We start from the raw sequence: 26,564 nt of genomic DNA on the forward strand, positions 1-26,564 counted from the left end.
GACCTGCGGTTTCTCCTCAGGTCGAGGGTGCCGCGACAACTCGGCGACAAACTGAGAAGCGGCGGTCATGCCCGGCTCGGAGCCTGCATGGTCGCCGCTTCTGGCTGTCCGAGGGCGCCGTCGACCAACGACCGGGTGCGGTCGAGAGCGTCCGGCCACTCGTGCACGTACTCGTTGAGCGTGATCGTGGGGCTGGAGTGCCCCAGCGCCAGCTGCACCGTCTTGACGCTCGCCCCCGCGTGGATCAGCAGGGTCGCGTAGTAGTGGCGCAGACCGTGGATCCCCCAGCGCGGCGGAAGCCCGACCTTGGTCCGTACCGGGGTCCAGGTCCGGGAGAAGGTCGAGGCCAGCACTGGCCCGCCGTCCGCGTTCCGGAAGACCAGCGCTGCGAGCCGCCGGGTCGGCTTCCGGGGGTTGGTGTCGTCGGCGACCTCGACCGGGTCTAGCGCGTCTGCGAGGTGGCTGCGGAGTGCGTCCGCGACGACGTCGGGCAGCTCCACCACTCGAGTGCTGGTTTTGGTCTTGGGCCGGGCCAGGTAGGGCGGCCGGCCCTTGTGCGACTTGAGCTGCTGCCGTACGGACAGCTCCTTCCGGTCGAAGTCGATGTCCTCCACTTCCAAGCCGAGCAGTTCCCCTAGTCGCAGTCCGCAGCCGGCCGCCACATACACCGCGGCCGACAACCGAGGCGGCATGAGTCGCGCGAGGCGGTGCACCTGCTCGGGCGACGGGATCACCCGCTTGTCGCGGTCGACGGTCGGGAGCCTGACCCCGACGCACGGCGAGCTGGCGATCAGGCGATCCCGCACGGCCGACGAGAAGACGGACTTCAGGTAGCTGTAGACCACCCGCAGCGTGGTCGGGGCGAGCACCCCGGACCGGTCCTTCACCCAGCCTTGGATGTTGCTGGGCCGGACCCGTCCGATCGGGAGGTCCCCGAGCACCGGGACGATGTGCAGCCGAACCGCGTGCTCGACGTGAATGGCGGTGCTTTCGACGTGAAGCTGATCGGCGCGCCACCGCTCGGCGAGCTCGGCGACGGTTATCCGCCCGCTCCGGTCGTCGATGTACTGGCCTCGGCTCAGGTCAGCACGCACGTTCGCGTCGAACCGCTCGGCGTCGGTGCGACGTTCGAAAAACCGGGTCCGGGTCGCGCCCTGGTCGTCGACCCAGCGGACCCTCCACCGTTTGCCTCGGCCGTGAGCCTTGGACTGCAGCCGGGACCCGTCATTCCCGCGGGCCTTGAGGTACCAGACGTCATCGACTGGCATCGCTACGCCGCCTGGTTGTCGAGCCAGGCCCGCACCGCGGCGGGGTCGTAGCGCAGATGCCGCCCGACCTTGAACGCGGGAGGGCCGGCGCGGTGATGCCGCCACTGGTAGAGCGTCGCGGTCGGCACCCGAAGAAAGGCCGAGACGTCATCGATCGTCCACAGCCTCTCGACCGCCGCCCCCGACGCGGACGCTGTCGCCATCTCTGTCACTCCTATCTAAGAGTTCCCACCGCTTTGTCTCGCAGAGGACCGTCAAGGCGGCCTTGACGGTCGACGGCCGCTCATGCGGCCAGCGTGGCCAAGGCTTGCCTGGCGGCCTCGGAGTGCTCTCGGGCCATTGCGGCGGAGGTGTTGGCGAGCATGGCGTCGGCTGGGGTCTGCCAGCCTGCGCCGACGAATTGGAGGAAGTTGACGACCAGCGTGGTGGGCTCGGCGGTGGGTTCGGCCTGCTCGGGCCCGCCGGTCCGAGCGCGGCGAAAGGTGACGCGTTGGTCGCGCAGCATGGCGAAGGTGATGCTGTAGCGGCGGGATTTGGTGAGGAAGTGGCCGCCGAAGCCGAGCATGTGCGCCCACCGGCGCAGCCGGAAGTACGGGCTTGCCGGTGGCCCTGCCTGGATGCGGCGAGCCGTGTCCTCTGCGGCGACCTGCTCGGCCGCGCAGGTCGGGCAAGCCCGGTAGCGGGTGCAGCCACCGCAGTCCGGGTCGGTGCGCAGGGGGCCGAACGGGTCGGCCGGGATGGGCTCGGCTCGTCGCCCGGTTGCGAGCGGGGCGGGCGGTTCGGGGTCGGCGCGAAAGTTGCCGAGTCGCCAGCACGCGTCGATGAGTCGTTCCGTGTGGCTGCCGTCCGGGTCGGCGTACAGGGTGACGGTGTCGTCGCTGAGCCGATTGGACGCGTGCCCGGTGACCTCGGTGGACTTGGTGGCGTACTTCGCCAGGTACGCGGCGACCTGGGCGTCGGTGACCTGTCCGTCGGCGGCGACGGTGATCACCTTGGTGAGAAGCTGATCGCCCCAGCCGATCAGCCACCCGTCCCGGTTGGCGGGGTGCGGGTCGGTGGTGAAGCCGACCGTGGTAACGGCGTGGTCAACGGCGGCGACGAGGTCCGCAGCATCCAGCTCGGGCGGGGGCGTCACGATGGCGTCCGGGTCGTCGGGGTTGTACCCGTCGAGGCGGATGATGGCGTGGAAGTGCACGACGCCGCGTCGCTGCATCTCGGCGGCCTTGCCGAACGACAGCCGCAGCGGGCACACCCACCGGGTCCGGGCTTGGCCGCTCTTGTCGTAGGTGGTGACGGGCACGTCGGCGACGCCGCGTTGCTTGGCGACTCGCCGGATGTGCCGGTTGATGGCGATGCTGGTTCGCCGCCACAGTTCGCCGGCCGTCACGTTCCATACGGCCTGCGCGTCGTAGTCGTAGCAGTCGCGGCACAGCGGGGTGCCGAGGTTGCGGTCGGTTTCGGCGTGCCGGGCGAAGCAGACCAGCCGTACGCCGTGCGGGCAGGTGGTGAGGTCCCGGCGGGCGTGGCACGGTTCGGGGCGGCAGTCGCAGTCGGTGCGGCGGGTGCAGGTGTGCCGGCGGACGACGCGGGTGTGGACCTGCCCGAACGAGGGCGCGGTGAAGGTCGGGAACACGGCCGGGTGGTGAGCGACCTGCTCGGGGACGCCTTTGCCGCCGACCAGCCCGGACCGCACGACGTGGTAGGCGTCGCGCTTGTACAACTCGGAGCAGGACGGGCACACGCTTGCGCGGCGGTTGCCACAGGGCTTGTAGATGATCCCGTCCGGCAGGTCCGCGGTGTGCCGCTCGGACAGGATATGGCCTGTTGCGGTGTCGACGGTGGCGATGGTTCCGGCCAGCCGAACCGGGCGCGTGCACGCGGCCGCAGGTTTGACGTGGGAGAGCCAGGCTTGGTAGTCGGGGCGGGCCGCGCGGGCGATGGCCTGCAGGCGCATGTCGGTGGAGCGGGCGTACCAGGGCGGAACAGGAACCGGCTGCGCGTAAGGGGCCGTACCCGAAGCGGGTGCTTCGGGTACGACGCTCAACGTGGAGACGGTCACCGGGACGCCCTCGATGGGCGGCCGTTGACGGTCGGGATTTCGGTGGTGGGGCTGTTCGGGCCGAGGTCGAGCACGGCCAGGGCCTGGGTCGCAGTCTCGGAGTTCACCCGTAAGCGGGCGGCGAGTTGACCTGCTTTGATCGGGACGCCGGTTTCGGTGCGGTACTGCGTGGCGATCTCGCGGGCCTTGGCCAGCAGACCGGGGTCGACGGCGTACGGCAGGGCAAGCTGTGCGGGCTCCGGCTCGGTGACAGGGGTGTCGGCGGCGGGAGCGGCCAGCGGCTTTGTCGTGGTCGTCTGCTCGGTCGTGCGGGGTCGGGGCTTCGAGACGCTGGCAGCCGACGGGTCGGCGGCCGGTCGTAGCGGGATGCTCGTCGGGCTCGGGGTGACTCGTGCGGCGACCTGTGCCGGGGTCGGCACGAGGTCGGTCCGCGAAGCCGTCACAGGTTCCGGCGTCATTGCCGGTGGGATGGGCGGCTTCGGGTTCGCCGCCGGTGGCGCGGCGTGGTGCGGCGCCGGGACGGCGGTCGGGATAGGGGCCGGGACCTGTTTGGGGTCGAGATCGGCCGGGGCGGATACGGATGGGGTGTGCGGGTGGGTGACGGTGACCAGTAGTGCACCAGCCGACATGACCATGAGCCCGTCGACAGCGAGCGGGCCGAGCACACACACGAGGGGCTCTTCGCCGTAATAGTCGAGGAGCCCGGACAGGTGCCGGTACGACACCAGCGCAGCGACGGCGGCGACGGGGAGCATGCCCGCCCAGCGCAGCAGTTGCCAGACGTGCCCGGACGGCCAGGCCACCCGGGTCAGGATTTCGGTGGTCACGAACAACGCGACCGGCCAGAACACGGCACCGATCACGGCACCAAGGTTCGGGTGCCACCCGTCGGTCGCACCCGCAGGTGGGACGTAAGAGTGGGCGATGTTCGCCGCGATCGACACGGTGCCGCCCAGGGCAGCACCGATGTAGGCCCAGCCACGACCGCTGACGGTCATGACCGAGTCCGGCGCCGGTCGGCCAGGTCGTTACGCAGCAGCGTGAACCCGACGATCAGCGGGTTGCTGAGGTGGTGCGTGGTGCGCGCCCACTCCTGGACGTCCTTGACCTGGTCCATGGTGGTGATCCGCCGGGAGAGGTGGACCTCGATCTGCATGGTCCGCATGCCCCTCGGCTCGGCCGACATGATGGCGACGAAGTAGTGGAACGGCAGAGCCGGGACATCCCGCTCAGGGGTCTGGGAGTGGTTGCTGTTGGTGTGGGACGGGTTGTTGGTCATGGCGTTGAGTCCTTTCCGGTGAGGTCGAACAGTGCTGCGGGTCGGTCCGGAATCAGCGCGGTGAAGGCCGCCTGCCGGACCGCCGTTGCCCGCGGGATGCGGGGCTTGGTGGCGTGCAGGTCGGCGAACTGGACAGGGGACAACCGCGCCACCGCGTCGTCGTCTTCGTGGCGTCGCCGGCGCAGCAGCGGCCGGACGGTGGCGTTGGTGGGGCAGTCGCTGACCCCGTCGGGGTAGCGGTAGCCGCAGCCCGGACACACGCTGGTGGCCGGACTACCGGGGTGGTGATCGGCGAACACCTGCACGAGGGTCGCCACGGTGACGCCCAGACCGGTCTCCACGAGCCGGCGGTCGAGGGCGCCGCGGTCGGTCCGGTCGCCGTAGCGCATCTGCACGGCCTGCTTGGACACGCCAAGCCGGTCGGCGATCTCCGACCACGAGTAGAAGTAGGGCCTCTTGCGCAGCCCGGCCACGGCCAGGCGGGTCACCGCGTCGACCTCAGCCGACAACAACGCGAGCGAACGCAGAGCTTCGACGTCGCCGGCGGCGACGCGGCGGCCGTAGGCCAGCAGGATCCGGCGCACGAACGCGTCGAACGCCGCGTTCTCCACCTCACGCCTGGTGCGCTTGGTGCGCGGTTTGGGCGTCAAGCCAGCCTTGACGGTGTTCTTGCTCATCAGGCGTCACCGCCCAGGAGGGCAGGGTCGCCGCCGTCGCAGTTGTCGGTCGGGGTACTGGGGTGTCGCAGGTGAGTGGCCAACCGGCCATCGATGATCGGTACGCGACGCCCACAACTGGGGCATGTGACTTTGGTGTCGGTCTCGCTCCAGATGCCACACGGCGTGAGCAACTGCGCCAGCACGGCCATGTCGGCGTTGCGCGCATCGATGAGCCGAAGTGCGTCGATCAGTTCCTCGGCCGGGCGTGCCGCCGCCTTGCGCAACACGTCGGTGACCATGTCGACGGTGCGGCCGCGTACGTCGTTGAACTCATACGCTTGCGAGCCGTCCTCGACCAGCAGGAAGCGGTCGAGGTGCAGGACGGCTTCTTCGAAGTCGAGGAAGCCGGGGTCGTCGAAGTGCTGCGCCGGTGCTTCGACCGGGCCGCCGTAGCAGGCCATGCCGATCGCGCCGACCATGCACGCCGCAGGCGTGAACGACGTGGTGGTGCTGTCGTAGTAGGCGCCCTGGATCCAGCCATGCCGTTCCAGGTACAGCGCCGCGGAGCGCAACACCGAGCCGACCGAACCCGGAGCCTCCACCGGCTCGGTGCCGGCGAGGGCCCGCAGACCAGCCTCGGTGACGACGTAGCCGTCAGAGGCCTGCGCCTGCTTGTGGCACCAGGCGATGAAGCTGTCTCCGGTGGGCACCCGGTCGTGATCGAGTTCGTTCTGCCTGTAGTACTCGGCCGCGTCGTCGGACTCACGCAGGTCGAAGAACCTGCGGTCGTAGTCCGATTCGGGCCGGCCGTCGAATCGGCGGGTGGGCTCAGGGCGGGCTCCGCCCTGGGATTGGGTACCGTGCATGATGCTGGCTCCTCTCCAACGGGATAGGTCAGTGCTTCAGGGCTGGCGACACCGGGATCGCTTTCTCATGGCTCGTTCCGGTGTCGTCGGCTTGCAGTAGGAGGGACAGGGACAGCTGTGATGGCCGCATGGCCGTCAGTGCCAGTGCTGCACGACGGTGATGCAGCGGTGACCGCCAACCGCGAGCGCGGCGACAATGGCGATCAGTACGGGCACGGCGAGCGCGCCGAGGCCGATGCCGGTCCACAGCAGCCATCCCGCCGCGAACAGGGCGGTGACGAGGGCCAGGCCGACGACGGCGCCGAAGCCGAGCCAGAACCGTCGGATTTTGCGGTCGCGGGCGGCGATGGCTTCCTGGCGCGCCTTCCAGCGCAGGTACATGGCCTGCTGCTGACGCTGGCGGGCGGCGAGCTGGGCCGGGTTCATCGGGTAGGCCAGCTCGGCCGGGGTGGACGGGTCGACATAGTGCACGACCCGGGGTAGGGGCGGCCGAGTGGCCGGGAGACGCTTGGTCATTGATCGATTCCCTTCGATTCGAATGGATGGATTCCAGCCGCGCGGATGTGCGGGGTGGCTTGGAGTAGGCGCGTCAAGCCGCGGCCGGGACCGGGACCGGGACCGGGGCGAGCTTGCGAGCCTCGGTGTGCATGACGGTGGCGCGCAGGGTGGCCGCGTAGGCGGCGATGGCCGCGCACGTGCGGTCATCCAGGTAGGCGGTCTTCACGAGCTGCGGACTGCCGCCTTCGGCGATGAGCAGTCCCGCGCCGGGGTTGTTCGGGCTGATGCTGTTAGCTGTCCAGTTCTTGTTGGCCCAGCCGTGCCCGAGGACGATGTCCGAGCTGCTGTCGTTGGTGCACCGGCCGGCGAACCGCCACGCGAACAGGTCCCGCAACGATGTCGGGATGATGTCCGAGGACGGGCGTTGTGTGGCGGCGATGACGATGATGCCGACCGCCCGCCCCCGGGCGACCAGGTCGCGCAGCAGCGCGGCGAACTCTTCGCGCTGCTTCTTGTCCCCGGTTGTGGCCGAGTAGTAGGCGATCTCGTCGATCGCGACCACGTACGGCTGGAACGCGTCCGGTACCCAGCTGATCTCGCCGGTAACCGGTGAGAGCGTCTGGATCTTCTCGACGACCTTGCGGCGTTCGCAGTCCAGCAGGAACGTGTACCGGTTGTCCATCATCTTCTGCAACTTGGTCAGCAGGACCAAGGCTTGGACGATGTTCGGGCCGACGAACGCGTCGGCGCACTTACGCCACTGGCCGAGTTCTACCTGCTTGCCGTCCAGCAGGATCAGCTTGCAGTTCGCGCACAGCGCCGCGTACGCGACGAGTACGTTCAGCAGTGCCGACTTGCCGGCGCCGGGCTCGCCGCCGATCAGCAGGTTGCGCCAGATCAGCCGGATGAAAACCTGCATGCCGAACTCGTCGATCCCGATCGGGATCGGGTCGAAGATTGACAGGCGCAGTCCGGGCTTGACCGGGCCGAGTGCCGTGTTCGCGGCGAGGACGGGTTGCACCGCTCAGCCCTCAGGCCGCCGCTGGAGAAGCCGGAGCGGCGATGCTCCAGGCGTCGTCCTGCGGCGCGTCGGGGGTGAACCCGTCGTTCTTGCTGCTGCGGTTCATCCGCTGCACCTTGGCCTGAGCAAATCGCAGGCTCGGGCCGATCTCGTCGACGTCTACCCCGTACGCCGAGCGCTTCTCGCCGGAATCCTTGTCCTCCCACCGCGACAGCTTCAGCCGCCCGGTGACGATGACCCTGGTGCCCTTCGCGAGGGACTCGGCGATGTGCTCGGCGATGTCACGCCAGGCCGTGCAGGTCAGGAACAGCGGGTCGCCGTCTCTCCACTCGCCCGACTGCCGGTCGAGGGTGCGCGGCGTGGACGCGATTGTGAACTTCACCATCGCGGTGCCGTTGGGCAGGAACCGCAGTTCCGGGTCGGCGGTCAGGTTGCCGACCATGGTGATTGTGGTTTCGTTCGCCATCTCAGTTCTCCTTGTCGGTGATAGCTCGCAACGGGACTTGCTCCGGCACCCGCACCTGGGAGGTCATCGGCGACCACCACGCGGCGCTTCGGGTGCGGGGTCTTCGATGTCGGCCAGCTCCAAGCCGACCGGCGGCATGGCCGGCGACACCGGCACATCTGCATCGGTGTTGCGCAAGCTCGGAATCAGCCCTGCGAGGGGCGAGTCGATCCGGCCCGTCAGCGGGTCACGGCGGGCGATATCCACACGCAGCAGCGCGGCGTAACGCTCCGACGCAGACGCGATCCGGACCTGCTTAGCGATGCACGCCACCGCAATCAGTCCAGCCTTACCCTCCAGGGATTCCAGCGACAGACCCGCACGCAGCCACAACCACACCCGCTCACCCGCAGGCGTCGGCCGCGCCCACAACAACAACGGCAACGCCACCGGACGTGGGCCACCGGTGCGCACCACAGCACGTGCCAGCGTGGCGAAGTACAACCGCAGCCGGTGACGGACCACCAGGCACCACGACCACGCCCACACGAATCGGCGAACCCGAGGCGGCAACAGGCATCCAGCAGCCAAGAACAGTCCGACCGCCGACGCGAGCCACGAAGTGGTCAGATGGGCCAGCGAGACCCAACCGCCAACCACGCCCGCCGTTGTCGTGATCTCGATCGACCACCACCACACCACCCGCAGTACCGGCCAGATTCGTACCAGCACCGCAGCGATCACGGCACACGCGACACCGGCCAGCGCACCCAGGGCCACCGCCAACAGCAGCGGAAAGAACACGCTCGACACCGCCGTTACCAACGCATCCGTTGACAGACCAACGACGACAGCCGTGACGCGTGCACGTCGCGCGTACCACTGCGACTCCGGTGCATCCACGATCGCCACCGTGCCGATGGCAGACCTGTCAACCAGTCGCCTTCCCATTCAAGAGCCTCCCTTCGCTATTTCGTCCGGATCCATAAGACGACGGTGAAGATCGGCAGTGTCAGATGATGGAAGTTAACAGCCGCTGATCGAACGAGTTAACCGGTGCGCGACCAGGGTCAATGTGTGCACACTGGACGCGTCCGCATCGAGAGGAACTCGGCATGGCTTACGGAATGTCAGCCCGCGCTGCAACACCCTTGCAGGCTGCTCGCCTGGAGCTCGGCTGGAAGCAGGACCAGACGATCCGTGCTCTCCAGAAGGCTGCCGCCGCATCCGGTGTGCAAGTCGCTACGTCGAACAGCCTGAAGACGATGCTCTCGCGTTGGGAGAACGGGCTTCCTCTCCGCGATCCGCTGTACCGACGGCTGCTCTGCCAGGTCTATTGCCAGACTCCGGACGAACTCGGCTTCACCGCGGGTGATGTGGAGCTTCCTGCACGCTCTCACATCGCGCCGCCTGTGGGTCCAGAGATGGTGCAGTATTTCCGGAATGTTTTTGCAGAACATCTGCGCGCCGATAACCTGATGGGACCGAGCCACTTAGTCGATGTCGTCAGGGCGCAGGCCGCATTACTCGACCAAATGTTGCCCAATGCGCGCGACGGCGTCCGCGACGAGCTGCTTCTGCTGGCGCTTCGCTACAACGAGTTCACGGGATGGCTCTATCAGGATGCGTGCATCGCTGAACAGGCGATGAGGTTCACCGACCGCTCCATGGACTATGCGCTGGAAATCGGCCGGACCTCCGAAACGTCCTACGTGCTGATGCGCAAGGCGGACATCGCCGCAGATCTGGACAAGCCGGAGCGAGTGATCGGCCTGACCGAGGCCGCGCTTCGCGGTCCCGGGAAGCTCTCGCCGAGGGGCAGAGCGCTTGTACTGCGTTTGCGCGGGCGCGCTCACGCCCGGCTCGGCGACGCCGGAGAGTGTGAACGAGCACTGGATGCCGCGCGGGCAGCTGTCGAGCGGGACCACGAGCCGGATGGCCTGACGGACTACTGCACGCCCGCTTACATCGGCATGGAGGCCGCGAGCTGCTGGAGCAGACTTGAACAGTTCGGCAAGGCGATCGCAGCCTACGAGCGGAGCCTGAGCACCTGGCCAGCGGAGCTGCGCCGAGATCAGGGTCTCTGCCTGGCGCGACTCAGCTTTGCGTACGCCGCCAGCGAGGATGTCCAGCGCGCTTGCGTCCAGGGTCGCCATGCCGTTGACGTCGTTCGTGCGGCTCCCTCAGGTCGGGCACTCGCCGAGCTCCAGCGTCTGCGCGTTGAACTGGCGCCGTGGCGGCGTGATGCGGAAGTATCCGATCTGAGCGACCGGATCCGCAGCCTGTTCCGCCCGGCCGCGTAGCTACGAGGAGCCCGGCCTTGATCGATCTGATTACCACGGCGACATCGAGGGACGAATCCGATCGAGACGCGCCGGTCGCGCTGCTGCCCGTCGGTAGTTTCGAGCAGCACGGCGATTACCTGCCCCTCGCCACCGACACGATCGTCGCAGGCCTGATCGGCAGGGAGATCGCCGGTCGGTATCCGGCGCTCTTGCTGCCACCGATCACAATCTCGTGCTCGCACGAGCACGCGGGGTGGCGCGGGACCGTCAGCATCAGCGCCCGAACCCTGCACCAGGTCGTCACCGACATCGCCGGCTCTCTCGCAGCGAGCGGAGTGGAGCGCTTGGTAATCATCAGCGGTCACGGCGGCAACTACGTGCTGAGCAACGTTGCACAAGAGGCCTCCGTCAGCGGCCCGCGAATTGCTGTCTTCCCTCAGGGCCATGAGTGGCACCAGGCGCGGGAGGACGCCGGCATGCAGACGAACGGACACGAGGACATGCATGCAGGCGAGCTGGAGACCTCGCTGCTGCTGGCCTACTGCCCCGAGGTAGTCCGCCCGGGCAACGAGTCGGCTGACTGGACCTCCGAGCGGCCGCAACTGCTCACCCTTGGCATGACGGCGTACACGAAGTCGGGAGTCATTGGTCGCCCCTCGCTCGGCACAGCAGAGAAGGGTGTCCGTGCCATGGCCAGCCTCGTTCGTACCTTCGCTTCCACCTACTCACTCATGACGGAACCGGACAGGGCTTAAGCTCTTGATCCCCTTGGTTCCAACGATGGGCGCGCCGGGCACTTTCCGCCAGGGCAGACCTGCGATCGAGGGATTCGGGGCACGCGGTCGGGCTGAGCTGTGTACCAGGCCAGCCGGGGGTGGAGAGGTCTCGTACAAGCTGATTACAGCGCGTCGGTTGCTGTACTTCGCTGCTGTACAGCAGCGTTGGCGCCTTCTCTAGAGTGATCTCATGGTCAGGCCGGAGACAGCAGAAATGATCGCAAGTTCGCGCTTGGTAACGGCTCAGGCTCTGTTCGAGGGGCAAGCCGATTTGAACGGCTACCCCTTCCATTTGCTCGGGGTGGTGTCGCAACGGGGGACGGGGATGGACAACTTGAGCGCTGTTCTGGCTGGAGCTGAGATGTTGCTTCCGTATGGCTGGGACCTGGTCAACGTTGCGGAGTTCACCAACAGCAACCACGCGTGTGCGGTCATGCGACGTCGCACGCCGGGCTGAGCCACAGTCACCCGCTGTTACGGGACGCCAGGCGCGTACCCAGGGCGGCTACTATGCCGAGCGGTAGTCGGCCTACGTGCGGAGGTGGCGGTGAGCAGTCCTGAGCTGGTATCGCTCGACGTCCTCGGTAGCGATGAGGAGCTACGAGCGGCCGCAGCTGATCACACCGTTCCCGGCGCCGGCGCCGGCGCCGAGCCTGAGGTGGAAGGTCGCGATCCGACCCGAGCTGTGGTCGTACGGATGGATCGCCGCGGACGGGTAACGGACGTACTGATCAGCGCTTGGTGGCGCGACGAGCTCACCCCCTCCGGCTTACAGGATGCGGTGTTGAGCGCCTATCGCGCGGCTCTGGTCGACGCTGCCGCCAGCATCGATCCCACATCTGTGGTGGATCAGGCGCCCGTGCGAGTACGGCAGCCTGCCGAAGAGCCCAGCGAGCCTGACGACCGCGCCTGGTTCGAGAACCTGCGGCGACGGCTTGACCGCATCGAGGACACGTTGGATTCCTCCCGTCGGCTGGCACAGGGACAGATCACGGAACGGGTGGTGGCAGGCCCAGCGGGTCTGGTCCGCCTGATCGTCAGCGGGTTCACGATCTCGCAGGTGCAGATCGACACGCCGGCCGCCCTGCAGGAATCGCCGAACCGGCTCGCCGCCGACGCACTGGCCGCCTTCCACGCCGCCAGCTGACGGCTAACCCACGGAACAGGAACCCTTCTCATGAGCAAGACCGAAGTCGTCACCGACGCACTGCGTCAGGAAGCCAAGAAGTGGTTTGCCCTGTCCGACGAGCTGCACACCGTCGCGGGAAGCGTCGCGAACCTGACCTTGGACACGAGCGCGTTCTGGTGCGGGGACGGCATCTCGATCGCCGCGGCACCGATCTACGCCGGTTACCAGAAGTTCGTGCAGGACCGCTGCGGCGAGGGTGCCGCCGAGTTCGATCAGATCGCTGGGGCTCTCAACCGGGCCGCCGACGAGTATGACGGCAGCGACGCGGTGTCCGCCGAGACCTTGACGAAGATCTACGGAAACCTCTGAGGCGAGGAGCAGCACCCATGGCCCCGGATCCCGCGGTCACCCCCGACGGCCTGACGGCAGAGTTTCAACGCGCCATCGAGCAGGTCCGCACCGGCATTCAACAGATCATCGACGGCTTCAACCGGCTCGTCGGTGAGATCAACGAGAAGCGGTGGCTGCTCGGTGGCGCCGTCCTGCTGTGGATCAAAGAAAAACTCGAGGGCGCCCAGGACGGACTGCGGAAGATCATCGAGAAGGCCCGATACACGGTCGAACACTCAACTCCGGTGGTCTCACTCATCCTCACCAGCTTCGACTGGCTGAATCAGGTGCAGAAGCCGGCCTCGGCCGCTGCTGGCCGAGTGCCCGTCAAGGGCGACAAGCTCGTCTACTGGAAGGGCCAGGCCGCCGACGCGTACACCGCGAAGCTGCCATTCCAGCAGGCGGCGGCCAGCGACATGGCCACCAAGGCCGACTTCATCAGCACCTGGCTGTTCACGATCGCCAAGGCCAACGTCGACTACGCGGTGAAGATGGGCGAGTACATCTCCCTTATCGCCGGCGCTGTCACCCAGGCCGCTGTGGACGCCGCCTCCGTCTTCGGGCTCATCGAAGCCATCAACGCCGTCGCCGACGCCGCCGGCGACCTGGTCGAGAAGGCGCTCAACCAGCTGTTCAACATCGCCAACCGAGTTGTCGACCTGCTCAAGAACGCACGCGATGCCACTGCCTCGATCAACAACGTAGAGAAGCTGTCTGGGCCCCCAGCCGGCACTTGGCCCCAGGCGGTCAACGTTGGCTGACCACTCGACCGGCAGCCCCCGAAGACTCTGGCACCTCGCCGGCAGTTGGAGCTTCGCCATTGTCTCCGCGGTCATCTTCGCGTGGCTCACAACCGGCGCCTACATCCGCCAGATGCTGCTGCCCCTGACCGGCGAAGCCGATATTGCGAGGCGTGAGTGCCAGTCCGTACCAGCGTGCGCCCCCGACGCTGCGGACCTCATCGACCAGCAGCTGTCGCTGCTGCGGCACACCAGAATTTTGGTCCTCGGATCCGCGTGGACAGTGGCGATCCTCGCGTTCGTCACGGCCGTCACGACCACCCTGCTCCTGCTTCTGCTCCGCGGACGCGGGGACACCGGACGGCGCATCCTCGGCCTCCTGTGGAAGATCCAAGCCGCGTGCACAGCAGTGCTGCTCGTAGCTCAAGGCACGTTTCTCCACCGCGGTGCCAGCACGTTGGCCACCACGCCGGAGGCCGCTCGCCTCTTCACCTCCATCAAGGTCTTCGACTCGCCCTTCACGGATGCGGGAAACCTCTACTACCTCGCCTGGTTCATCGCCGCTAGCATCGCCGCAACGGCCTTGACTCGGATACTTCACCGATCGTTGTAGACGCGCAGCTCTGCGATCTTGCGCAAGGCGCTTGAGCTGGCTCATGACCAGCCTGCGACGAGACCTTTTCCGTGTCAAGGAACGATCATGGCGCTCTGGGCGCGGCGCCTTGCAGCCTGAACTGGGCGAACCGTCCACGATCGTCCGGTGCCGTAGGATCCCGTTGTCACAAAGTTGGTCAACTAGGCCACGGGGCCGACCTGGACACCTTCATACTCGCCTCATGTCAGGTGAGGTGTTCCGAGACGTAGCCTTCCCGTTCGAGGACGGTCGCTTCCCCGCACACCTCGGCGCGGTGATCCAACGCACCGTGCTGACCGGCAAGGAGCCGGCCCGGGTCGTCATTCACGATGAGGACAACGACTGGCTAGTCGGGGATGGCGTCAACGACCCGAACGACGGAGCGAGCGTCGTCGCCTGTATCAGGCACGTCGCGGATGCCGACCCATCTGTCGCCGAACTCGCGACTCTTGAACCGGGGCACATCGCAGAACGCGACGAACCGCACCTTCCATGGACCATCAGCGTTCACGAGTGGCCGGACGAGTAGATCCCTCGCTTGTAAGTCCTAGGCGGGTCGTCCGGCAGCGTCCACCCCCGTCCGTGACCTCGGACGGCCGTACATCACCGCTTCGTGCGAACCGTTGTCATTCGGGCCGGTTGCTGTCACCGTTGCTGTCAACGCCTGCGGTGCGGCTTACAACGCCTGACGGTGCAGCGACGTGGCGAGCGAAGCCCACGCCTCCGCCAGGACCCGATCGCCGGCTTGCTCGGCCTCGTCCTGTGCCGCCCGGACGGCCGCCAATCGTTTCTTGTGCGTCGCCCTTGCGCGACCACCCTCGTCGCTCGTGCCGCTGAGCCTGCCCCACGAGCGGACTGCGCAGTGTGGCTCATGCGAGCTTCCCTGGCTGGATCTTGGCTGCCATCGCATACAATCATGCTCATCGGCCTTGATGAACTAGCGGAGGCAAGTGCGCCGGTCGTGGTTCAAGGAGTCGGCGTAGAACCTCCGGCGAGGCAGCCAAGATGGCAACCTGGTCGCAAGGGACACCCGAGCCGGTTCCCCGGATAGACACTGCCTCGATAGGCTCGCCCGAGTCCAGTAGCCGGGCCAACGTCCGCGCCTTCTGCTTGTTGACGTAGGCGGCCATGTGCTTTCCCGTGTCGTCGTAGACCGCCACTGCGTTCGGATCGAACTCGTTGGCTGGTTCTCGGACGAGCCGAACGGGCCGGCCTGGGTGGAAGTCCCCCGCCCGGCACGCTTCACGGTGGTAAGCCTCACCCCGGAGCTGCGATACATAGACCCCGGCTCTCGCAAGCCGATTATCCGTCGGGCCTATCAATAGGCCGGTGGCGTCCTCGCACAGCCGCAAGACCGACTCGCCCTGGAAGTCGCGATAGGGAATAAGGTGAAGGGGAGGGATCCCGTTAGAGCCGACGAAGCGGTCGCGGTTCCCGTCGTGAGGCACGTACCATCGCTCATCAGGTGCTGGCTGGGGAGCTACGCCCGAAGTGGTGGCCGCATCCCCCTGCCCGTGACGCGGTGTCAGCGTGGTCGCTTCGCTGGATCGGCGTCCGAAAATCCGGTCGAGGAGTCCCATGGCTCCACCCTCGCAGCGACGGGCATCAACCTCGACGGCCGATCGACTGCTCTTCCTTGCCCGAAGACAGGACCGCTTCCGTGTCAAGGAACGATCATGGTGTCGCGGCCTCGAACTGCAGCATGCTTGAGCTGCGGGAACCGTCCATCCGTGTCCATGGTTGTCCACCGCCGTTGTTTTCCGGTTGTCACCCAGTTAGACACCCACACTTGCCATGTACGAGCCGGCTCTACCGCAGCTAGCTGTCGCCTTGATCGTCAAGCAGCTTCTTCGTCTCCGCGATCACGTCGGCTGCCTGCTCATCAGCGCGCGCAAGTCCAAGTGCCGCATCTCGCGCTGCTTGCTCCTTCTCCTCAAGGTTGCGGATCACCTCTTCAGCCTTGGGCAAGAGATCGAGACGGCCCGCTTGCACGATCTTGTCTCTGGTCGCGTATGCCTCCTGCAGGACATGAGCCTCTGGCGACTGGATGGTTCCCTTGAGCCCTTCGTGGATCTCGGCGGTTGCTACACGCTGCGTCTCAAGTCTTCTGATATTCGCGCGCAATTGATCTTCTTCGGACATGGAGCCAGAGTGCGTCCAGTTGAAGCCGGTGGGCGGACAAGTCGTCCGCTTCTTTCAAACCCATGCTTGCAAGTCCTGGGTGGCTCGTCCGGCGTCGTCCGTCCTTGGCCTCGACCTCGGAAGCCGTCCGGGGCCGCCTCGGTCTGCCCGAGATCATCCGAACTGGTTGCGGTCAATTGCACTGAGGGGTATTGCGTCCGTCGTAGCGCACTCGGACGCGAGCATCCCGCACCCCCTCGATCGACCTGCCTCGACCTCGGAGGGCGCTCAGCTAGTGCGACGCGGTGAATCGCCGTACTATCACGCCACGCCATCGAGGCGCTTCAGAGCGAGGAGGGCTCGCATTTGTCGCATTCCGACATCTATGCTCATGAGCAGTTCCGCGTTGCTCAAGGCTTGGCGAAGAATACGATCGGGGACCAGTACAAAGTTCTCATGCGGGTATTCATCGATCTCGGCGACCTCAATGCCGTAACGACTGAGCAGCTGCAAGGATGGCTCGACAGAAAGAATGCCGTCGAGACCAGGCGAACCTATTTCGGACACCTGCGTCGATATTACTCCTGGGCTCTCTCAGTTGGAAAACTGACTAAAGATCCAACCGAGGGGGTAACGCTCCCGCCCAGCCGTCGCAATAGGCGTCAACCGGCACGATTCAAGGACTATCAGCGAGTGATGCGCGAAGCTGATGGACGCTGGCGAATTGTAGCGACCTTGGCGCTATTTGCAGGCCTTGGGCCTATGAACATCGCGGAGCTGCTGCGAGAAGATATCGACGACCAGAGCATTCACGTCCGTAGCGATCGGCGTGACGCAAATCTCGTGTCAACTCACCCGGAAGTATGGCGCCACGTGCGGAACCTTGGCGCAGGGTATATCATTTCAAATTCGCGAGGCGAGCCGTATACCCCCGACTCTCTCAGTCACGCTTTCAGCACCCACATGAAGAGCCTTGGCATTGATGGGTTGACCCTCCAGGGCTTAATGAACCTCTATAAAAACGTTGTCCAATTCGACGAAGATATCGCAGAGCTACTCGCGAGTCCAGGAGGTGCCGGTACGGCTTACCGGCAGAATCCTGAAGCTTTCCGAATTGCCATCGAGAACGATGTAACGGCGGACGACATCATTGCGCTCGCGAAGAGACGCAAACAACTGGAAAGATTCCAGAGGTTGCTGGACGACGCCGAGTTCTTCGAGTCCGAGCGAGAGCCTAAGGGTGGTGTAGGCCCAGAAAGAGTGTGGCAAGACTTCCTCCAAGAGAATCCCTGGATCTTGGGTGTTAGTTTAGGTGGTCAGCTTCTTACCTCATGGAGTGATGAGAAACTGGAGCAGACCGTCTCAGGTTTTTCGATTGACGGGCCCGGCAAAAGGGTCGATGCCTTACTGCGTACGAGCGGCAGGATACGAAGCCTCGTCTTCGCGGAAATCAAACATCATCAAACCTCCCTTCTGCAAAAGATAGAATACCGCCCTGGATGTTGGGCGCCCTCCGTAGACCTTGCTGGCGGCGTTACCCAAATTCAGCAGACCGTTCATAAAGCCTGTGATGACATTGGCACCTACCTTGCCGAAAAGAAGTCGGGCTACTTTACAGGGGAGTTCACCGCACTCGTGCGACCTCGCTCGTACTTGATCCTCGGTAGCCTCGAGTCCCTCTGCTCAGCGGAGGGGAAAATGCACCAGCCGAAGCATCAGTGCTTCGAGCTGTACCGGCGAAACGTATACGAGCCGGAGATCGTCACATTCGACGAGCTGCTTGCAAGAGCGAGATGGCACGTATTCGAGAACGAGGCGTCGCTCTCAACCGAATGAAGACACGGCTTGCTCTGCCATCCCGTCGCCCTCGACCCGCCCATCGTGGGAGCGGGGCACCGCCGGCGTCCGCCGCGTCAAGACGGCCTTGACGCTAGGCACCCACGCTGGCGGGCGCCGGCGGGGGTCTGCTCGGCTTGCCCGGGACGAGGGTGACGGGCGGCGGGACCATCCCAGAACCGGAGTGCCCCCGCCGGAGGCGCAGTAGGCCCGACCGGCCATCGACCCGGTCACGCGCTACGGCCTGGCGAGGTCTGTCGGACCGCGTCGCCTAGCCTTCCCGTGGCCGCCGCCGGGTGCCCCATCACCCGACCCTCAGGCCCTGTCGGCGGCGCGGCCCGATCCGCCTTCCACGCCAGCCGCCGGGCTGCCTGCGTCCGCGCGCGTAGCGACAGCGGAGCTGCGCGGACGCCCCCTGGGCGGCGGCGTGAGCGGCCCGTTCCGGGCCGCCTTGAAGGCGTACAGAGACTCTGAACAACTTCTAGTAGCACCTTCGCCTGCTCGGGGCGGCGTGGCTCTATCGACGTGACCAGCCGAGGGCCCAGGCGCCGCTGGTCATGCGTGCTCGTTCCACAGCGGCCACGGGTAGGTCTCCAGCCTGCATCACGCAGGTATTTCGCGGCGTTACACACAGTACCCGTAGCCTCGGACCTAGCTTATGTCCGCCGAACGACCTTCCTGGACAGCGTTGAAGTGCCCTTGACGGTAGAACCTAACGCTCTGTGATCTTGTTTGCGACGTGTCGTAGGCGACCCGTAGTATCCAGCCCGCTCGATTCTGGGCATACGGGGGAGGGTGGCCTGGCATGGTCTCTGAGGTCGGTTCGTCGCGCGTCTTTTCGGTGCTGTGGCCCTGGATTCGGCGGGCTGTCATCGCGGTCGCGATGGTGGTTTTCGCTGGTTCGTTGCCGTTCGCGGGGCAGGCTCAGGCGGAGCCGAAGCCGCCGCCGGGCGTCGACCGGAACCGGTCCGTGGCGGTTGGTAAGGCCAAGACGCGTGACGGGCAGGTGTCGGAGTCGCAGGTGGACCTGTGGAAGGCGCCTGCGGTGCAGTGGCCGGCGGCTGACAAGTCCGAGGTGGCCATCCCGGACTCGGGTCTGGTCGAGGTGCCCGGGCAGCCCATCCGTATCGGGCGCCCGGCGACGGCATCAGCTCGAGCCGCCGGCAAACCGGCTGCGCGCCTGAACGCCGACGAGCCGGTCGCGCAGGTGGAGTCCGAGGTGCTGGGCCGGGACAAGGCGGCAGCTGCCGGGGTGACCGGATTGATGCTGCGCCTGTCGCGGACCGACGAGACGGCGGCGAAGGCGCCGATGTCGGTGGAGATCGACTACTCGTCGTTGCAGCACGCGTTCGGCGGCGACTGGGCACGACGCATGCAGGTGGTACAGCTTCCGGCCTGTGCGGTGCAGACGCCGGCGAAAGAGCAGTGCCAGGCCGCGACCCCGGTGCCGGCGAAGAACGACGTGGCGAAGTCGACGGTCGTGGCCGATGCGCAGGTGCCACCGGCCAAGGACGGTCAGGCCATGGTGCTGGCCGTCACCGCCGCCGCTGCCAGTGTGGACACCGGCACCTTCGCCCGAAGCAGTCTGACCGAGGCGGCGTCGTGGTCGGCGGGTAAGCAGTCCGGCGACTTCTCCTGGTCGTACCCGTTGCAGGTGCCGCCGGCCCCCGGCGAGCTGGAGCCGGAACTGGCACTGGGCTACAGCTCCGGCGCGGTCGACGGGCGCACGAACGCGAACAATGCGCAGCCGTCCTGGATCGGTGAAGGCTGGAATTTCGAGCCGGGCTTCATCGAGCGGCAGTACCGGGCGTGCCGCGACGACGTGACCGGGGCGACCACCGCGCAGTACACCAACGCCACCGACGATCTGTGCTACCGGGATCAGAACGCGGTGCTGTCGTGGCGGGGCCAGTCGACCGAGCTGGTGCTCGACGACGCGACGGGTAAGTGGCGCCTGGCCGAGGACGACGGCTCCTACCTGGAGCTGGTCACCGGTGGCAGCGGCACCGGCCTCTACAACAATGAGCATTGGAAGCTGACCACTCCGGACGGCACCCAGTACTGGTTCGGTAAGAGCCGGCTGCCGGGCTGGCAGGAGGGCCAGCCGGTCACCTCGTCGGTGTGGGGTGTGCCGGTGTTCGCCAACCGCACTGGCGAGCCGTGTTACAAGACCGGCGGGTTCGCCGGCTCGTACTGCGCGATGGCGTGGCGCTGGAACTTGGACTACGTCGTGGACCCGGACGGCAACTCGATGTCGTACTGGTACCAGAAGGAGACCAGCCGCACGAAGCTCGCGGGAACCGCTACCGTGGCGGCCTACGACCGCGGTGGCTGGCTCGCGCGCATCGACTACGGCAGCCGGTCCGGCAGCGAGACCAGCGCGAAAGCGCCGATGAAGGTGGACTTCACGCCGGGTGATCGGTGCCTGGCCACCTGCTGGAACGGCAGCACGCCGGTCACGGCGAACTGGCCGGACACCCCGTGGGATCTGCAGTGCAACGCGGCGCCGTGCAACAACAACCCGGCGCCGTCGTTCTGGACCGCTAAGCGTTTGGCGAAGGTGACCACGTCGGTACTGGTGGCAGGCGCGTACACGCCCGTCGACGAGTGGGCGCTGACGCATCAATTCCCGGTGACCAATGACGGCACCGATCCGTCGTTGTGGCTTGCGTCGATCACCCGTACCGGCCGTACCGGCGGTACGCAGGCTTTGCCGAAGGTCGAGTTCGGCGGTACGCGCAAGCCGAACCGCACGGACTACAACACCGCGGCGGCCGTGCCCACGTCGAACAAGTACCGGCTCACCCGGATCACCTCGGAGACCGGCGGCGAGCTGCAGATCGCCTATGGCGACTCGAACTGCTCGCCCACTGCGTTGCCGAACCCGGACAACAACTCGATGCGGTGTTTCCCGCAGTACTACGCCCCGCCCGGCTCCCCGGGAGGCTGGTCGTGGTGGAACAAGTACCGGGTCATCAGCGTGACCGAACGCGACCTCGTCGGCGGATCACCGGACGTTGTGCACAGCTACGGCTACAGCACCACCGGTTCCGACTCCAGCGTGTTGTGGCATCACAACGACAGCGACAAGTGGGGACTCTCGCTGCCGCTGCGCACCTGGTCGGACTGGCGGGGCTACTCGAACGTCTCGATCACCACCGGCGTGGCCGGCAGCACCCGGACCCGGTCGGAATACCGGTACTTCCGGGGCATGCACGGCGACCGCACCGACGCCGGTGAGACCGCCCGGACGGCGTCGATCACCGACTCGCACGGCGCCGAGTGGACGGACTACGGCTACCGGGCCGGCCAGCTGCTCGAACAGGTCGACTACGACGCCGACGCCACCACGCCGCTGTTCAAGCACCGCTTCCACCCGTGGCAGAACCAGACCGGACAGCGGGTGGAAGCGGCCGCGCACGCCCAGCCCACCACCACCCGCTCGTACTTCACCGACGTCGCCAAGGAAGAGACGTTCGAGTTCCTGCCCGCCTCGGGCACCTGGCGGGAACGCGAGGTCGAGTTCGTCTACGACCCGACCTACGGCCAGGTCACCAAGGAAATCGACCGCGGACTCGTCGGCCCGACCGACGACGACACCTGCACCACCACGACCTATGCCCGCAACACCAACCCGGCCGCCTGGCTGATCGACTACCCGGCCGAGGACCTGGTCACCAACTGCGCCGACAACCCCGGCCCCGCCGACGTGCTGTCCGGGGAGCGCACCTACTACGACGGCTCCACCACCCTCGGCGCCGCACCCACGCGAGGACTGGACACCCGCACCGACGACCTGGCCTCCTACACCGGAACCACGGCCAACTGGGTCACTGCCGGTACCGCCACCTACGACGCGTACGGGCGCGTCCGTACGGAGACCGATGCGCTGAACCGAACCACCAAGACGGACTACACCCCGGCCACCGGTGGGCCGGTCACGGCGGAGACGGAAACCAACCCCGCCCAGCACGCAACGACGACTCAACTTGACGTCCGGGGTCAGGCCACCACCGAAACCGACCCGAACGGCAAGACCACCCGGGCCGAGTATGACCCGCTGGGCCGGCTTACAAAGTTGTGGCTGCCCGGACGGACCACTAGCCAGACACCGAACACCCAGTACGACTACACCGTCAATGGCACCGCCGGGCCCAGCCATACCCGCACCCGCGAGCTCGGCCCGAACGGCAACCAGATCAGCTCGTACGAAATCTACGACGGTCTCGAGCGGCCGCGTCAGCAGCAGAGCACCGCACCCGACGGCAAGCGGGTGATCTCCGACCTGCGCTACGACGCACGCGGGCTGGTCAGCGCCGAAACCCAGTTCTACAACAACGCCTCCGGACCCACCGGCACCCTGGCGACGTTCGACGACGCCGCGGTCGACATTCAGGAACGGTCGACGTACGACGCCCTGGAACGCCCGACCGAGACCGCGCTGTGGTCGCGCAATGCCAAGAAGTGGGCCACTACAACGGCGTACGGCGGTGATCGGGTCACCGTGACCCCGCCGACCGGCGGCACCAAGACCACGACGTATCTCGACGTCACCGGTGATGTCACCCGGCTGCAGCAACACCGCGGCCCGGGCGCGCAGGACCCGGTCGACATCACCAACTACGGCTACGACCGGCTCGGACAGCTCACCTCCATCACCGACCCGGCCGGCAACAAATGGACCCGCACCTATGACCTGCGCGGCCGGCTGACCGGCGGCACCGACCCCGACGCCGGCACCGTGGTCAACGAGTACGACGACGCCGACCAGCTCACCGCCACCACCGACGGGCGCGGCAAGAAGCTGTGGCGCAAATACGACGCACTCGGCCGTGTCACCGAGCTGCGTGACGCCCACGCGACCGGACCCCTTCGCGCGACGTGGACCTACGACACCCTCGCCAAGGGCGAGCTCACCTCCGCGGTACGCCATATCGGTGACAAGCAGTACACCAAGTCCGTTACTGGCTACACCGACCTGTACGACCCCACCGGCTCCACCGTCACGATTCCGGAGGGGCATCGAGGAATCAGCGGCACCTACACCACCGGCTACACCTACCACCCGGACGGCTCCCCGGCCTCGGTGAAGTACCCGGCGGTCGCGGACCTGCCCGCCGAGACCGTTACGCCCACTTACACCGACGCCGGTGACCTCGCCAGCCTGGCAGGCACCGACACCTACCTCGCGTCGGCCACCTACGCCTGGCACGGTGGCGTCACTCAGCGCCTGCTCGGCAGCGGCGGCAAACGCGTGCGCCTCATCGACAGCTACGAGGACTCCACCCTGCGGCGCACCAAGGCGCAGGTATCCACCGAACGGCCGGGAGCGGCCGACAGCTTCGACGAGAAGCTCACCGAGCGTTACAGCTTCGACCCCAGCGGCAACATCACCGCGATCAACGAAGTCAACGAAGCCGCCGGGAACACCACCGTCACCCAGCAGTGCTTCCAGCAGGACTACCTGCGCCGCCTCACCGAGGCCTGGACCACCACCGCCGCGACCTGCCAAACCAGCCCCACCCAGGCCGCGGTCAGTGGACCGGATGCGTACTGGCAGTCGTTCACCTACGACCTCGTCGGCAACCGCAAGACCGACACCCGCCACAGCCCGGCCGGTGACACCATCCGCGACTACACCACCCCGGCCGCCGGGGCTGCGCAGCCGCACACCCTGACCCGCCGCGAAACCCGCGGTGGCGGCCCGGCCACCTCCTACACCTACGACCCCGGCGGCTACCTCAAAACCCGCACCACGACCGCCGGCACCGACACCTACACCTTCGACGCCGAAGGACTGCTCTCCAGCCTCGCTACCGCGGCCAGCGGCACCCACTACTACACCTACGACGCCGACGGCACCCGGCTCATCACCATCGACCCCACCGCGGTAACCCTCGAACTCGGTCACAGCGAAATCCGCGTCGACACCACCGGCAAAGCCACCGGCACCCGCTACTACGGCGACGCCGTCCGCACCTCCGCCGACGGCCTGACCTGGATGATCAGCGACCACCACGGCACCGGACAACTCGCCATCAACGCCGCCACCCTCACCTCCACCCGCCGCCGGACCACCCCCTTCGGCGAAGCCCGCGGACCGGCCGCGATCTGGCCCGACCGCAAAGGCTTCGTCGGCGGCACCACCGACCCCACCGGCCTGACCCACCTCGGCGCCCGCGAATACGACCCCACCACCGGCCGCTTCATCTCCGTCGACCCCCTCACCACCCCCGGCGACCCACAGACCCTGCACGCCTACGCCTACGCCAACAACAACCCCATCAGCTTCTCCGACCCCGACGGACTCGCATTCGACCCCCGCGCCGGCGGCGGAGGCGGCGGACTCGCAGCAGTACCCCGCGTTGCCATGCCCAGCTGGAACAACATCTTCAGGCGCACTTCTAAGGGCAGCAGCTCGAAGGGCCGCGGTTCAAACGCCAAAGCAAAGCCTGGCAAGACGGTCACCCCGAGGTTCAGCCGCTCTGAATCACGAGACGCGCACAACGAGAAGGTATTCGGACGCTCCCGCGCCTCCAGGCGATCCACGCCCAAGCCTCCAAAGAAGATCGTCAGGGGGCCCAGGGCTGGAGGCAGCAAAGCCAAGCCACAGAGCCGACCCAAGAGTTCCACCAAGGGGGCCGGCGGGAAAAAGTCTGGTGGCAGGAAGGTTGCAAACCAGCGCCCCAAAAATCCTGCGAAACCCAAACCCAATGCCAAACCGGCACCGAAGAAGCCCAAGCCAGACAGAGAGGATCCATCCAGCGACGACTGTTCGGGCAATAGCTTCACCCCGGACACGCGGGTCCTGATGGCCGATGGCAGCAGCAAGAAGATCGCCGACATCAAAGTCGGCGACAAGGTACTCGCCACCGATCCGAAAACCAGTCGCACTGAGGGTCGCGAGGTTACCGCCACCCACATCAACGACGACCGCAAGTTCACAAACCTGACCGTTCGCACGTCAGACGGAAAGCAGGCGCTCATCCGGACCACTCAGGAACACCCCTTCTGGGATCAGTCCACCGACGAGTGGGTCGGCGCTGGGGAGCTGACCACGGCTGCAAGCCTGCTCGCAGCCGACAACACCCTGCAGCGCGTCATAGATGTGCGCTCCTTCGACGGTCGCCGCACGATGTACAACCTCACCGTCGCCGACATCCACACGTACTATGTACTCGCCGACAAAACCCCGGTACTTGTGCACAACTGTGATCGAGAAGGACTGGACTTCACCGATGCGGAAAGAGAGAAGGTCTACGAGGCCAACCTGAAGAAGAACGGCGGCATTCTAAAATGTGAATACTGCAATATTACTGTGGTTCGCCGGCCCTCCACGAGAGGCGTCCCCGGGAAGCCCGATGATGCGCAGATTGACCACAGGGAACCGCGCGTACTGGGAGGTCACGGAGGATCTCACAATGGAGCCGTTTCCTGCCGGAGATGCAACCGCCACAAATCGACGAAGCCCCTCTGGAAGTGGGATGCCGAGCTTAGAGACCTTCTGGACTGAAGATGAGTGAATCGACTGCAAGTGAGGAAAGGCGTTTCAAGGTCACGTTCGACCTTCCACGAGAACGGGATGATTGGCCTCCTTTCTCCACGGAACGTCTTTGGGCCGCGAAGACGCAAGTCAAGCTGCATCTTCGAGTTTTGAACATTCCTTTCTACGTGAGAGGCGTGTCGTACGGCGACATCATCAGGGTGGTACCCGACCATGAGCGCCGTGAAGTAGTTTTCGAGAGCTTCGTGGAAGGGTCCGGGCATTCAACAATCCGCATCATTTTAATGGAATCACGCGCCGAGGCTCTCGTGGAGCAGATGCTTATGGAGTCCGGCTGCTCGTGGGAGTTCAGCGACTCGCCCAACTACATGGCGGTAGACATACCCCCGTCTGTGAACTACGTTGCGCTCAGATCCCGGCTTGTCGAAATGAAGAACGACGGATTAGTGGGACTGCAGGAGGCGGCAATTTCCTCGATCCATCAACAGCAATTGCCGCCTTCGAGCGCATGAATGTGAGGCGCGCGGTGTGGATCACGCAATTGGCAACGGACCCGATATCAAGAAACTGGGCCCCGAAAGAGCGAGCGAGCCGATCGCGCTGCGAGAACCGGCGCCCACCCGCGGTCGATCTGTACTGAGTGCTAAGAGCTGCTAAAACGGACTCGTGAATCAGCGTTGCATCGAGCGTTGGTGGCATCGATGGCGCGTTGTGGGATCGCATCGAGCCGCTGTTGCAACCCGTGGCGGATAGGGCGCCGCGGCCACGGCCGGTGCCGGACCGGTTCTGCCTGCACGGCCTCTTGTTGGTGTTGTACGCCAGCATCGGCTGCGAGGACATGTCTCAAGAACTCGGCTTCGGCTCCGGCATGACGCGCTGGCGGCGCTTGAAGCGCTGGACCGAGCTGCAGTGTTCGATCGGCTGCACCGGCTGCTGCTCGCCGAACTGACCGCCGCTGGCGGGATCGACTGGTCGCGGGCGGTGATGGACGGCAGCCACTAAGCCGGTGAGCACTAGGGGTCAGACGCGGTCACCGAGGTCACGATCGACATCA

Annotated in this window: 25 protein-coding genes; 12 read left to right on the forward strand and 13 right to left on the reverse strand. The window is 66.2% G+C overall.

Annotated features, from left to right (window positions below; translation table 11 throughout):
- Positions 1 to 65: 65 nt before the first annotated feature.
- The 11 genes from IEY99_RS33050 to IEY99_RS33100 form a co-directional block, all read right to left on the reverse strand.
- Positions 66 to 1,268 (reverse strand): tyrosine-type recombinase/integrase, encoded by a 1,203-nt coding sequence (locus IEY99_RS33050; protein WP_189208057.1) that lies wholly within the window; start codon positions 1,266 to 1,268, stop codon positions 66 to 68.
- Between the two features lie 2 nt (positions 1,269 to 1,270).
- The gene (locus IEY99_RS33055) at positions 1,271 to 1,471 is read right to left on the reverse strand and encodes a helix-turn-helix transcriptional regulator (protein ID WP_189208058.1); all 201 of its coding nucleotides are present in this window, start codon (positions 1,469 to 1,471) and stop codon (positions 1,271 to 1,273) included.
- Between the two features lie 80 nt (positions 1,472 to 1,551).
- The gene (locus tag IEY99_RS33060; RefSeq protein ID WP_373293489.1) at positions 1,552 to 3,222 is read right to left on the reverse strand and encodes a replication initiator; all 1,671 of its coding nucleotides are present in this window, start codon (positions 3,220 to 3,222) and stop codon (positions 1,552 to 1,554) included.
- Between the two features lie 101 nt (positions 3,223 to 3,323).
- On the reverse strand, positions 3,324 to 4,325 hold the full coding sequence (locus tag IEY99_RS33065; RefSeq protein ID WP_189208060.1) for a hypothetical protein: 1,002 nt from the start codon (positions 4,323 to 4,325) through the stop codon (positions 3,324 to 3,326).
- A complete protein-coding gene (locus IEY99_RS33070; RefSeq protein WP_189208061.1) occupies positions 4,322 to 4,606 on the reverse strand; it encodes a hypothetical protein in 285 nt (94 codons plus the stop codon). The genes IEY99_RS33065 and IEY99_RS33070 overlap by 4 nt, the downstream gene beginning before the upstream one ends.
- A complete protein-coding gene (locus tag IEY99_RS35165) occupies positions 4,603 to 5,283 on the reverse strand; it encodes a hypothetical protein (RefSeq protein WP_308427114.1) in 681 nt (226 codons plus the stop codon). The genes IEY99_RS33070 and IEY99_RS35165 overlap by 4 nt, the downstream gene beginning before the upstream one ends.
- Complete coding sequence (locus IEY99_RS33080; RefSeq protein WP_189208062.1) at positions 5,283 to 6,131, reverse strand: DUF6197 family protein; 849 nt, start codon at positions 6,129 to 6,131, stop codon at positions 5,283 to 5,285. The genes IEY99_RS35165 and IEY99_RS33080 overlap by 1 nt, the downstream gene beginning before the upstream one ends.
- Positions 6,132 to 6,266: 135 nt before the next feature.
- Positions 6,267 to 6,647 carry a hypothetical protein gene (locus IEY99_RS33085; protein ID WP_189208063.1) on the reverse strand — a complete coding sequence of 127 codons (381 nt, stop codon included), beginning with the start codon at positions 6,645 to 6,647 and terminating at the stop codon, positions 6,267 to 6,269.
- Positions 6,648 to 6,720: 73 nt separating this feature from the next.
- On the reverse strand, positions 6,721 to 7,650 hold the full coding sequence (locus IEY99_RS33090; RefSeq protein WP_229799489.1) for an FtsK/SpoIIIE domain-containing protein: 930 nt from the start codon (positions 7,648 to 7,650) through the stop codon (positions 6,721 to 6,723).
- Positions 7,651 to 7,660: 10 nt separating this feature from the next.
- Positions 7,661 to 8,116 (reverse strand): single-stranded DNA-binding protein, encoded by a 456-nt coding sequence (locus IEY99_RS33095; protein ID WP_189208064.1) that lies wholly within the window; start codon positions 8,114 to 8,116, stop codon positions 7,661 to 7,663.
- A gap of 63 nt (positions 8,117 to 8,179) precedes the next feature.
- Positions 8,180 to 9,046, reverse strand: a complete 867-nt coding sequence (locus IEY99_RS33100) for a hypothetical protein (protein WP_189208065.1) — start codon at positions 9,044 to 9,046, stop codon at positions 8,180 to 8,182.
- A gap of 164 nt (positions 9,047 to 9,210) precedes the next feature.
- On the opposite strand from IEY99_RS33100, the gene IEY99_RS33105 reads away from it, so the two are divergent.
- From IEY99_RS33105 to IEY99_RS33140, 8 genes are all read left to right on the forward strand, one after another.
- Complete coding sequence (locus IEY99_RS33105; protein ID WP_189208066.1) at positions 9,211 to 10,398, forward strand: NsdA family TPR-like regulatory protein; 1,188 nt, start codon at positions 9,211 to 9,213, stop codon at positions 10,396 to 10,398.
- Between the two features lie 20 nt (positions 10,399 to 10,418).
- On the forward strand, positions 10,419 to 11,135 hold the full coding sequence (locus tag IEY99_RS33110) for a creatininase family protein (RefSeq protein ID WP_189208093.1): 717 nt from the start codon (positions 10,419 to 10,421) through the stop codon (positions 11,133 to 11,135).
- 211 nt (positions 11,136 to 11,346) lie between these two features.
- A complete protein-coding gene (locus IEY99_RS33115) occupies positions 11,347 to 11,613 on the forward strand; it encodes a transcriptional regulator (RefSeq protein ID WP_189208067.1) in 267 nt (88 codons plus the stop codon).
- A gap of 90 nt (positions 11,614 to 11,703) precedes the next feature.
- Entirely contained in the window at positions 11,704 to 12,303 is a 600-nt protein-coding gene (locus IEY99_RS33120) for a YbaB/EbfC family nucleoid-associated protein (RefSeq protein WP_189208068.1), read from the forward strand.
- Between the two features lie 30 nt (positions 12,304 to 12,333).
- Positions 12,334 to 12,654, forward strand: a complete 321-nt coding sequence (locus IEY99_RS33125) for a PE domain-containing protein (protein ID WP_189208069.1) — start codon at positions 12,334 to 12,336, stop codon at positions 12,652 to 12,654.
- Between the two features lie 17 nt (positions 12,655 to 12,671).
- Complete coding sequence (locus IEY99_RS33130) at positions 12,672 to 13,436, forward strand: hypothetical protein (RefSeq protein ID WP_189208070.1); 765 nt, start codon at positions 12,672 to 12,674, stop codon at positions 13,434 to 13,436.
- A complete protein-coding gene (locus IEY99_RS33135; protein ID WP_189208071.1) occupies positions 13,429 to 14,028 on the forward strand; it encodes a hypothetical protein in 600 nt (199 codons plus the stop codon). The genes IEY99_RS33130 and IEY99_RS33135 overlap by 8 nt, the downstream gene beginning before the upstream one ends.
- Before the next feature lie 223 nt (positions 14,029 to 14,251).
- On the forward strand, positions 14,252 to 14,578 hold the full coding sequence (locus IEY99_RS33140; RefSeq protein WP_189208072.1) for a hypothetical protein: 327 nt from the start codon (positions 14,252 to 14,254) through the stop codon (positions 14,576 to 14,578).
- A 391-nt stretch (positions 14,579 to 14,969) separates the two neighbouring features.
- On the opposite strand, the gene IEY99_RS35340 is transcribed toward IEY99_RS33140, so the two are convergent.
- Both IEY99_RS35340 and IEY99_RS33150 read right to left on the reverse strand, forming a co-directional pair.
- Positions 14,970 to 15,629, reverse strand: coding sequence for an HIRAN domain-containing protein (locus tag IEY99_RS35340; RefSeq protein ID WP_189208073.1), 660 nt, complete (start codon positions 15,627 to 15,629; stop codon positions 14,970 to 14,972).
- Positions 15,630 to 15,867: 238 nt separating this feature from the next.
- The gene (locus IEY99_RS33150; RefSeq protein ID WP_189208074.1) at positions 15,868 to 16,191 is read right to left on the reverse strand and encodes a hypothetical protein; all 324 of its coding nucleotides are present in this window, start codon (positions 16,189 to 16,191) and stop codon (positions 15,868 to 15,870) included.
- Between the two features lie 435 nt (positions 16,192 to 16,626).
- Here IEY99_RS33150 and IEY99_RS33155 point away from each other — a divergent pair, with 435 nt between their 5' ends.
- From IEY99_RS33155 to IEY99_RS35345, 4 genes are all read left to right on the forward strand, one after another.
- Positions 16,627 to 18,006 (forward strand): Shedu anti-phage system protein SduA domain-containing protein, encoded by a 1,380-nt coding sequence (locus IEY99_RS33155; RefSeq protein ID WP_194505985.1) that lies wholly within the window; start codon positions 16,627 to 16,629, stop codon positions 18,004 to 18,006.
- 970 nt (positions 18,007 to 18,976) lie between these two features.
- Positions 18,977 to 25,519 carry a polymorphic toxin-type HINT domain-containing protein gene (locus IEY99_RS33160; RefSeq protein WP_189208076.1) on the forward strand — a complete coding sequence of 2,181 codons (6,543 nt, stop codon included), beginning with the start codon at positions 18,977 to 18,979 and terminating at the stop codon, positions 25,517 to 25,519.
- A gap of 2 nt (positions 25,520 to 25,521) precedes the next feature.
- A complete protein-coding gene (locus IEY99_RS33165; RefSeq protein ID WP_189208077.1) occupies positions 25,522 to 26,022 on the forward strand; it encodes a DUF4265 domain-containing protein in 501 nt (166 codons plus the stop codon).
- Between the two features lie 197 nt (positions 26,023 to 26,219).
- Complete coding sequence (locus IEY99_RS35345) at positions 26,220 to 26,459, forward strand: transposase (RefSeq protein ID WP_189208078.1); 240 nt, start codon at positions 26,220 to 26,222, stop codon at positions 26,457 to 26,459.
- The last annotated feature ends 105 nt before the right edge of the window (positions 26,460 to 26,564 follow it).

Source organism: Couchioplanes azureus, assembly GCF_014648355.1.
In the GTDB taxonomy this organism is placed as follows: Bacteria; Actinomycetota; Actinomycetes; order Mycobacteriales; family Micromonosporaceae; genus Actinoplanes; species Actinoplanes azureus.